The organism is Rhodoblastus sp. (assembly GCF_019449565.1).
Lineage (GTDB): Bacteria > Pseudomonadota > Alphaproteobacteria > Rhizobiales > Beijerinckiaceae > Rhodoblastus.
Genome location: NZ_JAGRPM010000040.1, coordinates 1 through 12,999, shown reverse-complemented (window position 1 = coordinate 12,999; position 12,999 = coordinate 1). Strand labels below are relative to the sequence as shown.

Sequence of the window (12,999 nt, the reverse complement as noted above, 5' to 3'; positions counted from 1 at the left end):
AAGGCATGGGCTTGACGGAGCGCAGGACGCTCGCGCAATCATGCCGGGAACCCGCCAGCCCCTTCAACGAGCCGGCCCGACCGATGCACAGGCGCCATATCCATTCTTTCGTCCTGCGGGCCGCCTTCGCCGCCGCAGGCGTCGCCGTTGCCAATTTCGGGCCGGCCGCCGCGCAAACGCTCGATCTCGCCGGCGCCAATCTTTCCGTCGACACGCTCAATGGTTTTACGAGCGTCACCAATAGCGGTCGTCTGCCTTCGATCCTGACCATCGGGATCAATGGCGGCAGCTCGACCTTCGCGGGAACCATGGCCGACGGCCTAAGTTCTTTCGGGGTCATCAAGGTCGGCCCGGGCGCGCTAACCTTGACCGGGACGGCAACGCAGACCGGCGACACCGGCTTCCCTTTTCCGGGCGCAGTTCCGATCACGACTGCAGTCACCGGTGGAACGCTGGCGATCAACAGCGGTGCCACCCTCGGCGGCGGGACTGTCGCCGTCAGCAACGCCATTCTCGCCTCGACCGGCGGCGCGCCGGTCACGATCGTCAACCAGATGCTCATCGGCCTCGCCTCCAAGGCGGCTGCGACGGTCGACACCAGTGGCGGCGACATCCACATCGCATCGAACATCCTCGGCTATCAGCCGCCGAGCAGCCCGCTCGCCTCCGACGGCGGGCTGATCAAGACTGGGGCCGGATCGCTTTATCTTGATTCCGCGGCAGGAAATCTGTTCGGCGGCGGCGTCCAGATCCAGCAGGGGGCGGTCGTCATTTCCGTCGCCCAGGATCTCGGCGCGCCGTCCGTAGCGACATTGGCGACCCTTGCGCCCGGGGCGACGCTGCGCTCCGTCGCCGACATCAACGGCGGCTTCGGCGGCGTTTTCTCGCTCGGCTGCGCCGCGCCTGGAAGCTGCGGCTATGGCAATTTCTCGCCCGATGCGGGCACGACCCTGACCGTCAACAGCGACGTTACGGGCGCCGGCGGCCTGCGTATGAGCGGCCTGGGGACGCTTTATCTCAATGGCGCCAAGACTTATACGGGCGGCACGCTGGTTTCTTCGGGAACTTTGGCGATCAACGACGCGACTGCTGCGAGCGCTGGAAGCTTCGGTCTCGAAAACGACGCGCGATTGCTGCTCATGGCCGGGGGCCTCACGATCTCGCCGACGTCCTTCTCGCTCAACGGGCAGGGAATCATAGACACCAATGGTTTCAACGGCTCGATCGGTTCGGCGCTCGTTGATGGCGCGGCGACCGGGTCGCTGGTCAAGGACGGCGCCGGAACGCTGACCCTCAACGCCGTCGCGACCTATGGAGGCGGCACGGAAGTTCGGGCCGGGACGCTGGCGATGGGCGTCGACAATGCGCTTAACCGACTGACGACCGTCACTGTTGACAGCGGCGCGTTCTTGAATCTTGTCGGCCACGCGTTAACGCTCGCGGCAATCGGCGGCGCGGGAACGATTTCGGGGGGAGGGCGCATCGCATCGCAGCTGATTGTCGGCGGAACCGGAGCGTCCTTTGCTTTTGACGGACTGCTGACCGATGGGGCGGGCCGGCTGATCCTGACCAAACAGGGCGCCGGAACGCTAGCCCTGAACGGCGCGAATAGTTTTTCGGGCGGCGTCAATCTGCTTGGCGGCAAGATTGTCGTCGGTTCCGCCACGGCGCTCGGCAGCGGTCCGGTTTCGATGGACGACGGAACGACCTTGGCCTTTTCCGTCGCCAGCATGACGCTCGCCAATCCGATCCATTTCACGGGCGTGACCGATCCGACCATCGATACCGGCGCTGGCGCGATCACCTTCTCCAACAGCATTTCCGGCGCCAGCAGCTTGACGAAGATCGGCTCGGGGGCGCTGATCCTGACCGGCGCGAGCACCTATACCGGCGCGACCTTGGTCTCGCAGGGCTTGCTCGAGGTCGACGGCTCTATCGTCTCTCCGGCCACGGTCTATGCCGGCGCGACCCTGGGCGGCGTCGGCGCGGTCGGCGCGATCGATGTCCTTGCGGGGGGCGTCCTGGCGCCGGGCAATGCGGCGCAGCCTTTTGGAACGCTGCATGCGACTGGCAACGTATCCTTAGCGCCGGGTTCGATCTTTTCAGTCGCCTTCTCGCCCGCCGGATCGAGCCTGCTTGCGACGACCGGTTCAGCAAGCGTCGGCGGAACGGTCGCGGCGCTCTGGAGCGGAGGCGCGCCGACCATCGGTTCGCGCTACACGATCCTCACCGCGGCGGGCGGTGTGACGGGCGCCTTCTCCGGCCTGACAGTTTCTGGCCTGGGCTCGCTTCTGCCCGTGTTGGCCTATGATTCCAACGACGTCTATCTGGCCTTCAATGGCCTGACCCGGCAGGCGGCGCAGAATTCGTTTCAGACGCAGGCCAATGACCGCTTTGGCGCCCTCGTGACCTATCAGGTGCTCGCCAGCATTCTCGACGGCTTTAACGAACAGATTAATTGCACCAATTGCGTCAGCGCCTTCGGCTCGGTGGGCTCGCTCAGCGCCGGCGTGCATGGCCGCTACGCGATCAACGACGATCTTGCATTGCTTGGCGGCGCGGCCTTTGCTCAATATCACAGCGGCGAAGTCGAAGTGACCAGTTCGCCGATCTTCCTCGCCGCTCTTCGCTACGACAAGACCGAATGGGGCGCGTCGCGGCCCTTCGCCGAAATCGGCGCCGCCGCCTCTCCCTGGCAGAATGTCAACTACAGGCGCGGCTATTTCGATGGCGTCGCCCTACGCCAGGGCCGGGGCGCGTCCAATGCCGACTCCTATGACATATTCGGCAAGGCCGGCTGGGTCACGCGCTGGTCGCCGGTCGACGAAGGCTCGGTCTATGGCGGCCTGTCGCGCGTGTGGCAGAACGCCGGCGGCTTTGTCGAAACCAGCCTCAACAACAGCTCGCCGGCGACGATCTTGCCGGGAATGGACGCAATCAATGTCGCGCGCTTCGGCGCGCAATGGACGCATCTTTTCGTTCCCAATGTCGAAAGCCAGGTCAACCTCGCCTTGGCGCAATCCTTCGGATCGCAGAGCGGCCTGCGCGGCTCGATCCTCGGCTACAGCAATATCCAGACCAGGGGCAATGACTATACCTGGGCCGAATATGGGCTACGGCTGGGCTATCGTGTCGCACAAGGGCTTGTGGCGGATGTTTTTGCGGATGGAACGCTCGGCGCTGAGCCGGTGGGCGTGACGATCCACGGCGGCGTCGATCTGCGCTATTCTTTTTGACAAATGCGCTTTGACAAAAGCCTATGGACGGCGGTCCGCCTGATCAGCGTCCGCAGAGCCGGCCGGCCGGCGTGGCCCCAGGCGCGCTGAGTCCGGCGTAACGGTCACGGCGGCAAAGCGCGGGGTCCGGGCCACAGGCGGCGTCGGCGAAGGAAAATGGCTTCTGACTTGGCTGGGCTCCGGCCGAGGTGACAACAATGGTGTCGCCGGGGCGAACCAGTTCGCCGCAATGATAGGTCTTCAATTGACGCGCGTTGAGTCGGCGCGGGTCGCCGTCAAAATAAGCGCGCGGACAGACTGCAGCGCCGCCCTCGACGAGCGTGACAACCGTGCGTCCGGGCCGGGCATGGATGTCGAGCACCGTGCCGCGCACCCCGATTGTCGCGTTTCCAGTGCGGATCTCATAGGAGTCCTTGGGCGAATTGCCGGAGCTGAAACGGAACGCGCCCTTGGCCAGATTCACCGCCGCCTGGGAATAGCTGGTCTGGTCGTTGAAGACGAAACGGTCGAGCTTGACCGTGGAAACGGGGCCCAGCGCCAGATTGGTGGCGTCAACGAACACGAATTTCGCCGAACTGTCCTGGCCGGTGCGCACAGTCTCGTCGCGGAAGACGGAATCGTTGACGCGAAGAGGCTGGACCGCGCCCGCGCTGATTTGGGCGACATCATTATTGGCGAGGGCCGTCGCGCCGATGCGATCCTCCGCCCGCGCGCAGGAAAGCGCGAGCGCGCAGGAAAGCGCGGCAGGCAGGGTCCGTAAGGCTAGGGACATGATGGGTCCTGGAAGGGATCGTCGTTGCCGAGACTATAGGGCAGGGCGCGCGCTTTGCCCACGTGGGCCGGCGTCAAAACCCGGGATGTTGCAGGAATGCGTCTATTTCGCATCAAGCGCCAGCAGGGCGGCCGGCGCTTCTGAGCGTTCCTCCTCCGCCAAAGCGGCGAATCGCGTCTTGAAAACGCGGTACAGCGCCCCCCAATTCGGGGCGGCGGATGCTTCGAGCGCCTCGGCAAGTCGCGCTGCGCGTGCAAAATCCGCCGCATGGAAGGCCGCGAGCATGTCTATATGCGCGCCGCGCCAGCTCTGGAATGCGTCGGTCGCGGCGAGAGCGGCGTCGCCGACCAGAGCGAAGACGCGGGTCGGCGCGGCGCGGCCCTTAACGGCGAGGCCGCCGAGGTCGAGCCATGCGGCTTCAGGCGCGCGATCCGCGACCGTCTGCGCCGCGATGATGTCCACGCCATAGGCTTTGCTTGCGCCTTCGAGACGGGAGGCGAGATTGACGTTGTCGCCCAGCGCCGAATAATCGAACCGCCGTGCGGATCCCATGTTGCCCACGCTGCAAGGGCCGAGATTGAGGCCGATTCCCATTCGCAAGGGCAGGACGGCGCCGCCTGCATTTTGTTGCCGCGCGCGATTGAGCTCTTCCAGCGCGCCGCGCATGGCGAGCGCCGCTGCGACCGCGCGCCGCGCGTGGTCGGCGACATCGAGCGGCGCATTCCAGAAGGCCATGATGGCGTCCCCGATATATTTGTCGATCGTGCCCTCGGCGATGAGGATGGCCTCCGTCATCGGCGTCAGAAAGGCGTTCATCAGCTGCGTCACCTCCTGGGCGTCGAGCCCTTCCGACAATTTCGTGAAATCCCGCAAGTCGGCAAACATCACCGTCAGCTCGCGCGTCTCGCCGCCCAGAGCGAGGCGCTCGGGCTGCTCCGCCAGACGCTCCACCACGACAGGGGAGAGATATTTGCCGAAGGCGGTTTGAATATGCCGACGCGATGCGATCTCGGCGCGCCACAGCGCCAGCAGGCCGGTCAGAGTCTGCCAAGCGACGGAGAGCGAAGGCTGCGCCGGATCGAGCAGCAGGCCCGACTTCGAAAAGGCCATGAAGGCCCCGCCAAAAAGGCCGGCGACGATCAGGGCGCCGGCGCCGCCGCCGGCGAGAGGCGACAGCGCCGGCAAAATGAGGGCCATCAGCAGGGTCAGCAGCAGCGCGGCGACAAGTTCCGCGCCGGGGCTCCAGTCGGGACGCGCCAGCAACGTCCCGGAAAGCATCTGTTCGAGGATCTGGGCGTGGATTTCGACGCCGGGCGCGGCGGCTTCGAGCGGCGTCGCCTTGATGTCTCCAAGACCCGCCGCCGTCGGGCCGACGAGGACGATCCGCCCCTTGATCTCGTCTTCCGCCACTTCGCCGCGCAGCAGCGCCGCGATCGAAATCATCCGGCGCGGGTGCGAAAGCGAAAAACGCGGCCGGATCGCGCCCTGGGCGTCTGTCGGGATCGTGAGTTCGCCAATTTTGATCGCATTGACGCCGGTCCGTGCGCCGAAATCGCTTTGGCCGCTGGCGTTGGAGCCCCGGATTACGACTGTCGAGGCGCCCGATGCAAGGCGCAAGGCTTCGAGCGAAAGCGCCGGAAACAGAAGGTCGCCAAACCGTGCGACCAGCGGAACGCGCCGCACCACCTGATCGTGGTCGGGAATCCAGTTGATCGCGCCAAGTCCGGCCGCGGCGCCGGCCAGCGGGGGCAAAGGCGCGGCGATTCCCGCGAAAGCCGGAAAGAAGTTCGTGGAATCGTCGCCAGCCATGGCGAACCCGGCCTTGGGCGCCATTCGGGGCGCGCGCGGCGCGCTCCCGGCGGACGAAAGAAAACTGAGCCCCATAACGCTGGGCGCCTTGGAGAGCGCGCTGGCGAAACGGGAATCATTGCTCGGCGTCTGCGCGAGCTTTTCCGCCAGCGCTTGCGCCTCTGCGTCCTTCGGCAAAAGGGCCGCGAGCGAATCGGGGTTGAGCCGGTCCGGCTCGGCAAACACGACGTCGAAACCGATCGCGGCCGCGCCCATTTCGCGCAGCCTGTCGGTCAGTTCCGCGAGGCGTGTCCTCGGCCAGGGCCATTGCCCGAGCGCGGCCAGGCTTTGTTCGTCTATGGCGGCGACGCGCACGGGCGAATCCGGATCGAAACCTGCGGGATCGAGCCGCTGGAAGCGGTCGAACACGCTGTTGCGGAGATCGACCAAAAAATCGGGCCGGCTCAGGCCGAGCGCGGCGGTCGCGGCCAGGTTGAAGACCACGACGAGGCGATAAAAACGCGACCAGGATTTCCGTCTTTTGCGCAAATGCGTCCCCCGCCTTGACGCCGCATGAAAGGCTCGGTCATTATCCCGCAATAGCGCACACATAATGTAAAGCTTTCGACCGCCTCAACATGAGTTTCGCCGGACGCGGTCGAGCGTCCCGACTTTCCAGCCAGGATAGAAGACGGCTTCAATGGCGCTGAATCTATTCAATTATGAAGATCCTCAGGCCGATGTCGTCGGCGCCGGGGGACGAATCCTCGGCGATCTCACCGATTCCGAATGGACGAGCTTTCTCGGCCTGATGGAGCGCCGCAGCTTCCATAAGGGCGCGCAGATTCTCACCGCCGGGGAGCGAGACCGCACGCTCTATCTTATCGCCTCGGGCGATGTGGAGGTCGTCGTGGAGGGACCCTCGGGCCGCCGCCGCCTGGCGACCATCGGCGAGGGCTCGGTTTTCGGAGAAATGTCCTTTTTCGACGGCGCGCCGCGTTCGGCCCATGTCATCGCGGAATCGGACGTCGAGGTTCTGGCCCTGCATCAGGACCGATTCGAACAGCTTGCCGCCTGGCATCCGCGCATCGCCCACAAGCTGTTGATGGACCTCGGCCGGGTGCTGAGCCAGCGTATCCGCCGCCTCAATCTTTCCGTCTGATCCTTCTCCGCGACTTGACCTGAATATCCCAGCGCCCCGGGGGGGCGCGCTCTGCGATGGAGCCCCGCGCGATGGCAGCAGTATCCGCGAGCAAAATTTTCGACAATTACAGCAAGATCGAACCTCGCGTTCCCGTGGCGCTCTGGCATGTCCTGCGTTTCGCGACGCTCGCAATCACTTTCGCCGTCGCCGCGATCCTGTGGTTCACGCCCGACCTTGGCCTGTTGTTGTTTTGGGGCCTCATCATTCCGGTCGTGCCGGCGCTGCTGGTCGTTGCGCCGGGATTGTGGCGGCAGGTCTGCCCCATGGCTTTTCTGAACCAGATGCCGCGCGCCTCGGGCTTTTCGCGCGAGAACACTCTGCCGGAGGGCCTGCAGGGAGCAGCTTTTTCCATCGCGGTCGGCGTTTTTTTTCTTGCCGTCGCGATGCGCGTCCCGGATCTCAACCGCGACGGACCCGCCGTCGCCCTGGGCGTTCTCGCGGTCCTCGCCGCTGCTTTCGTTGGAGGATGGATCTACAAGGGCCGCAGCGGCTGGTGCGGCACCTTCTGCCCGCTCGGCCCGATCCAACGCGATTACGGCCAGGCCCCGCTGGTGATGGTGCGCAACGGCTATTGCCCGACCTGCCTCGGCTGCCAGAAGAATTGTTACGACTTCAACCCGCGCGCGGCGATCTTCGGCGACATGTATGACGACGATCCGCGTTATGCCGGACAGCGCCGTTTCTTCATGGCGATGATGCCGGGCATGATCCTCGGCTATTTCTTGCAGGGTCCCTCGCCGTCCTATGGCGAGCCCTGGCACTTCCTTATTTTGCTCGCGGCGACCTGCGCCTCCGTCGGCCTCTACCAGATCATTGTCAATTTCTTCGCGCTCAATCCGTTTCGGGCCGCCAATCTGTTTGCCGGTCTCGCCATCATCGCGTTTTATTATTTCGCCGGGCCGATCGTGGTGAAGACGGTGGGCCAGCTGGCGCAGTTCGCGCCGCCTGCGGCGCTCTCGGAGGCGAGCCGAACGCTTGGCCTTGTCCTTGCCGCCGCGGTGTCCGTGCAAGGCTGGCGCAACGAAAAGGTTTTTCGCGAAGCGTCGAAATCCGCCGATCAGGTTCATGTCGACCAGAGCCGGGCAAGCCTACGCGAACGTCTCGCGAGCTCCACGGCCGCCATGGTGGTCGAGCAAAGCTCTGGCGCCTCCTTCCCTGTTGCGCCGGACCAGACGCTCCTGGATGCGCTTGAAGCGGCGCGGGTCAAGATCAATTTCGGCTGCCGCGCGGGCATGTGTGGCGCGGACGCCGTCGCGGTCTGCGAAGGCGAAGGCAATCTGTCGCCGCCGGGCGACGACGAATTGGCGACGCTGCGACGCCTCGGTCTGGAAGGCAAGGCGCGTCTGGCCTGCATGTGCCAGGTTTCCGGGCCTGTGGTAATCGACGTCGATACGCGCAAGGCCAAGGACAAGCCGGCGGCCGCTGCGGCCAAGCCCGCGCTCGATCCGGCCAAGGCTTTGGGGCTGGGCAAGGTGGTGGTGATCGGCAATGGCGTGGCGGGCCTCGGCGTGGTCGAAGCCCTGCGTCGCGCGAGCGCCTCGGTCGAAATCGCGGTCGTGACCGACGAGCCGCACCATTTCTATAATCGCATGGCGATCGGGCGCGCCATCTATGGCCGTTCAGGGCTGGACGGCCTCGCGTTGCTGCCCGACGAATGGTACGAGGCCAACCGCATCGAAGTCTGGCGCAACACCAAGGCGACGCGGATCGACCGCGGCGCGAAGAAGGTTGTGCTGGGCGCCGGCGAGCCGCTCGCCTATGACCGCCTCATTCTCGCCACCGGCGCGCGCGCTGCCTCGCCGGGCGCGGATTATGACAAATATCCCAACGCCTTCGTGCTGCGCACGGCCAATGACGCGCTGGCGATTCGCGCGCGGGTCCAGGGTCATCAGGTTCGCAAGGCCGTGGTGATCGGCGGCGGCGTTCTCGGCATCGAAGCCGCCGACGCGCTGCATCATCTGGGCCTCGACGTGACCATCCTCCAGCGTTCCGGCCGTTTGATGGATCGCCAGCTCGACGAGATCGGCGCGTTGAAACTGACCCAATATCTCGAAGCCATCGGCGTCCGGGTTGTGACCAACGCGGCGATCGAGAGCTTTGTCGGAGAGGAAATCCTGCGCTCGCTTCGGCTTGCGAGCGGGGAGGAGATTCCTGGCGACCTGTTCATCGCCAGCGTCGGCGCTGTCTCAAACGCGGAACTCGCACGCGGCTGCGAGCTCGAAGTCGGGCGGGGCGTTAAGGTCGACGCCTTCATGCGGACCTCGGACCCCGACATTTACGCGGTCGGCGACGTCGCGGAATTCCCCGGCGCCATGGGCGGGCTATGGCCGGTCGGTTCGGCTCAGGCGGCGACCGCGGCGGCCGCGATCCTTGGCGCCGCTAAACCTTATGTTGTTCCGAACCTGCTGTTGCAGCTCAAATGCGACGGCATCGATTTGCGGAGCTTTGGCCGCGTCGATCCGCAGAACGACGACGAGACCTTCACCGCTCAGCAGGACGACAAGGCCTGGTGGCGGCTCAACGCGCGCGACGGTCAGTTGGTTGGAGCCGTTTTTGTCGGGCCGCCAGGCGAGTCGCGCGAATTCACCAAGGTAATCAAGGCGGGAGGCGGTCTCGACGCGATGTTGAAAAGCGTTGGCGCATCAGCGTCGGTTCAATAAGCATTTCGAATTATTGACGCCGCCAGAGCCTGCGCGGTCAGGCCAGCATGACGGGAAATTTCTGGCGCCGGGCAAATGCGTGGCGCCCAGAACGAAACTTCATTCGGCAACGCGGCGGGGTTGAGACTATGACTGCTGATTCAATACCGGAAGCAGTGAGAAAGCCCCGTTCAAAGCCTGCAGCGAAAACCATAAATTTGGCTCTCCAAGGGGGTGGCGCGCACGGCGGCTTCACCTGGGGCGTGCTCGACCGGCTTCTGGAGGAGAAAAGTCTCACTTTCGAGGGGATCAGCGCGACCAGCGCCGGGGCGATGAATGGAGCGGTCCTCGCCTATGGACTTGCTGTTGGCGGCCGCGAAGGAGCCCGCGAGGTGCTTGCCGCATTTTGGCGGCGCATCAGCGACGCCGCCCGCCTCGGCCCTCTTCAGCCTAGCCCCATGGATTGGATGCTGAAGGACTTCTCATTGAGCTCGTCGCCGGCGTTTGCGATCCTTGGCTTCATGACGCGTTTATTGTCGCCCTATCAGTTCAACCCGATGAATTTTAATCCACTCAAGGATGCAGTGGAGCAGTCGATTGACTTTGACGTGCTGAAAGGGCCGGATTGTCCGGTCAAGCTCTTCCTGTCTGCAACCAATGTTCGCACGGGCAAGATCAAGGTCTTTGAAAAGGACGAAATATCGGTGTCGGCGGTGCTGGCTTCGGCGTGCCTTCCCACGATGTTTCAAGCGGTCGAGATCGACGGCGAGGCCTATTGGGACGGCGGCTATATGGGAAATCCGCCGCTTTTCCCGCTCATCTACAACTGTCGGAGCGCCGATATTCTCATCGTCCATCTCAACCCTTTGTACCGTAGCGAAACGCCGCGAACCGCAGACGAAATTTTGAACCGCATTAATGAGGTCAGCTTCAATTCCTCGCTTATGCGCGAGATGCGCGCGGTGAGTTTTGTGACCAAGCTCATTGCTGAACATCAAATCATTGATCCCGCGCTCAAACATGTTCTGATCCACAGCGTTGCGAATGACAAACTCATGAATAGCCTCAATGCCGTGAGCAAATATAATGCTGACTGGGATTTCATCACCCATCTTCGTGATCAGGGGCGTCGGTGCGCAAGCGACTGGCTCGCAGCGAACTTTTCCAAGCTGGGCATAGAGTCGACAGTCGATATCGACCAGGCTTATCTTTGAGTTGAGATGACGGACCGCTTCAAGGAGCAGCGGGGCCTTTCGGCGAGAAATGTCGATTAGCGACGCGAGTGTCGGAAGCTTTTGTTACAAGTATGTCTTCCTCGAAAGCGTCGTCGCCGGCGATCTCGTCGAGAAGCAGCCTATTGTCCTTTTTCTTGTAACTCCAGATATCTCATGAATTGAGTTAAAAGCTTTTCTCGCTCGCTCGCAGACAAGCTTTTAAGACGAGAGGTCGCAGTGTTGTTTTCGATGAAACGCTCAAACGCCGCTTTTAACTCGGAACTGGGTTGGTCGGCCGCTCCGCCGCTTGGCGTTTGCACGGTGGCAATGACTTGATGGGATGCAAGCCAATCTGCCGCGGGTTTGAACCGCGTCCAACCAGGGATTTCGGCCGATAGATTAATTTCGCTCCACTTAGGATGCCGCGCAGCGCTGTGAAATTGATCAATCTTTCCGAAAAATTCCTGTACGAATTTATTTAGTTTCCTATAGCGATCGGAGTCTTCCGGCCAGGCATAGGCAACCAGGAGCGCCCTGTTCGCCACAGTCGCCACAGAAGTTCCTTCGTCAATTAAATTAGGATACTGCTGATGCGTTAATTCCGCAGGTAGGTAATAAGATAATATCCCGCTTAGATCGTGATCTGGCAAGCTTTCTTCGTCGAGCGGTAAGAAGTGAACCTGATCCTCGTTCTTCGCTCTAGAAAGTGCTGCTTGAGGCGCTCCCGTAAGAACGATCATTGCCGAGATTTCACCGTTTTTCAGTTTCTGCATCGCCTCATCATTATCGTAATTCGTCTTCTCGACATCGATTTTGAGGGCGTCAAAAATGACGTCGGCGCTGACCTCCGTCTGGCTTGACTTGAGATTGAAATTTACCCGCTTGCCGCGCAGATCATCAAAGCTCTTTATCTCGTTCCTTGCGAGAACATGAAATTCGGAGTTGTAAAGTTTAGTTATATACTGAATTGACTTTTCAATATTCGCATAAAGGACTGGATCCCTTTTCTTAAGCAGACGAAGGTTGTCCTCATCGACAACGCCCATATCGATACCTTTCAAGAACAGAACATCGTCTGCATTTTGTAGGCCGCCGACGCCCAAGACGGGCAAGACCCGCAAGCCCCCAGGCCGCAAGTCGTTCACAACATTGCGGATGTCTTCGGCGAATCGAGCGCAGGTGCAGGAGAGGCCAGACACGACAATGCTGACGGCAATATCGTTTGTCTCACGCATTTTTTTTTGATGCCGATCCAATCCTTTCTCGGCGCTTGCCAAGTGAAGTGGCGTCACCAAAAACAAGCATAGAAATATCAATCCATTTCTTGCTGATATACGTATGGCGCTCATGACCTTTTCCTCGAAATGGCGAACTGACTTCGATCGATCTGAGTTTATTCCAAGGTTGCGAGAGGTTTGGTCCAAGAACGGAACCGAATAGGCGCCGTTTAGTTCCGCCTGATGGTCAGCACCTGTAATTCTCGTGACGCGTCTGGCGATCCGAGTTCGTTAGCTCTTTCGTACCAGTGCCGCGCTGTGGCTAAGTCTGGCGAAAGGCCGTGCACCTGGAGTTCCCCTAGCGTGATCGGATTGTAGGTCCCGGCCAGTGTGAAGGCTGCGCGAGCATTGCCCGCCTCGGCCGCGCGCTGCAGCACCAAACGCGCCGCTGCAAGATCACCGCTCGCGACCAATTCGGTTCCGCGCTTCAACAAAGCAGCCGTCTCGTCGGGCGAGAGCTGACGGATCGCTTGATTTCTTGACTTTGCTGGTGGAGGCGCTTCGTTCTGAACCTTGGCCTCAGATCGCGTTTCCCCCGAGAGCTTTATCTCCGCAACTTTCTCCGCCACCCATTCGAATCGCAATCGTCCCATTTCTGAGGCGGCGTTAACGTCTGAACCGACAATCAATGAGACAGTAAGTTCCATGACGCCGACAAAGTGCGGCGGCGGCCAGATCACGGCATCTTTGCTATCCTTCGCGTATAGCAACCATCCGCCATCGCCCAAAGTGTTGATTTCCGTTTGGAACTGACCCGGGATTTTCACTGAGAAGTGACCCGCCTTTTTATGTTCCTGCGGTCAGGTTTTGGTCAAGGCATTGGCTTTCTCCTTTCGTCCTTTTGCGGTTGCGGCGCTGGCCTTGAAGCG

At 62.1% G+C, this 12,999-nt stretch carries 8 protein-coding genes; 4 read left to right on the top strand and 4 right to left on the bottom strand.

Features of this window, described 5'->3' with window-relative positions; genetic code table 11:
* Positions 1-83 precede the first annotated feature (83 nt).
* The gene (locus QZ409_RS10385; RefSeq protein ID WP_296710388.1) at positions 84-3,236 is read left to right on the top strand and encodes an autotransporter-associated beta strand repeat-containing protein; all 3,153 of its coding nucleotides are present in this window, start codon (positions 84-86) and stop codon (positions 3,234-3,236) included.
* A gap of 43 nt (positions 3,237-3,279) precedes the next feature.
* On the opposite strand, the gene QZ409_RS10380 is transcribed toward QZ409_RS10385, so the two are convergent.
* Positions 3,280-4,008 (bottom strand): FecR domain-containing protein, encoded by a 729-nt coding sequence (locus tag QZ409_RS10380; RefSeq protein ID WP_296710386.1) that lies wholly within the window; start codon positions 4,006-4,008, stop codon positions 3,280-3,282.
* Positions 4,009-4,110: 102 nt separating this feature from the next.
* Positions 4,111-6,345 carry an adenylate/guanylate cyclase domain-containing protein gene (locus tag QZ409_RS10375; protein WP_296710384.1) on the bottom strand — a complete coding sequence of 745 codons (2,235 nt, stop codon included), beginning with the start codon at positions 6,343-6,345 and terminating at the stop codon, positions 4,111-4,113.
* A 151-nt stretch (positions 6,346-6,496) separates the two neighbouring features.
* Between QZ409_RS10375 and QZ409_RS10370 the strand changes: the two genes are divergently transcribed.
* The 3 genes from QZ409_RS10370 (at position 6,497) to QZ409_RS10360 (ending at position 10,853) form a co-directional block, all read left to right on the top strand.
* Entirely contained in the window at positions 6,497-6,958 is a 462-nt protein-coding gene (locus tag QZ409_RS10370) for a cyclic nucleotide-binding domain-containing protein (RefSeq protein ID WP_296710381.1), read from the top strand.
* Between the two features lie 71 nt (positions 6,959-7,029).
* Positions 7,030-9,660, top strand: a complete 2,631-nt coding sequence (locus QZ409_RS10365; RefSeq protein ID WP_296710378.1) for an FAD-dependent oxidoreductase — start codon at positions 7,030-7,032, stop codon at positions 9,658-9,660.
* A gap of 128 nt (positions 9,661-9,788) precedes the next feature.
* The gene (locus tag QZ409_RS10360; protein ID WP_296710376.1) at positions 9,789-10,853 is read left to right on the top strand and encodes a patatin-like phospholipase family protein; all 1,065 of its coding nucleotides are present in this window, start codon (positions 9,789-9,791) and stop codon (positions 10,851-10,853) included.
* 140 nt (positions 10,854-10,993) lie between these two features.
* Here QZ409_RS10360 and QZ409_RS10355 read toward each other — a convergent pair whose 3' ends face one another.
* Positions 10,994-12,202, bottom strand: a complete 1,209-nt coding sequence (locus QZ409_RS10355) for a TAXI family TRAP transporter solute-binding subunit (protein ID WP_296710374.1) — start codon at positions 12,200-12,202, stop codon at positions 10,994-10,996.
* 98 nt (positions 12,203-12,300) lie between these two features.
* A complete protein-coding gene (locus QZ409_RS10350; protein WP_296710371.1) occupies positions 12,301-12,897 on the bottom strand; it encodes a hypothetical protein in 597 nt (198 codons plus the stop codon).
* Positions 12,898-12,999 lie beyond the last annotated feature (102 nt).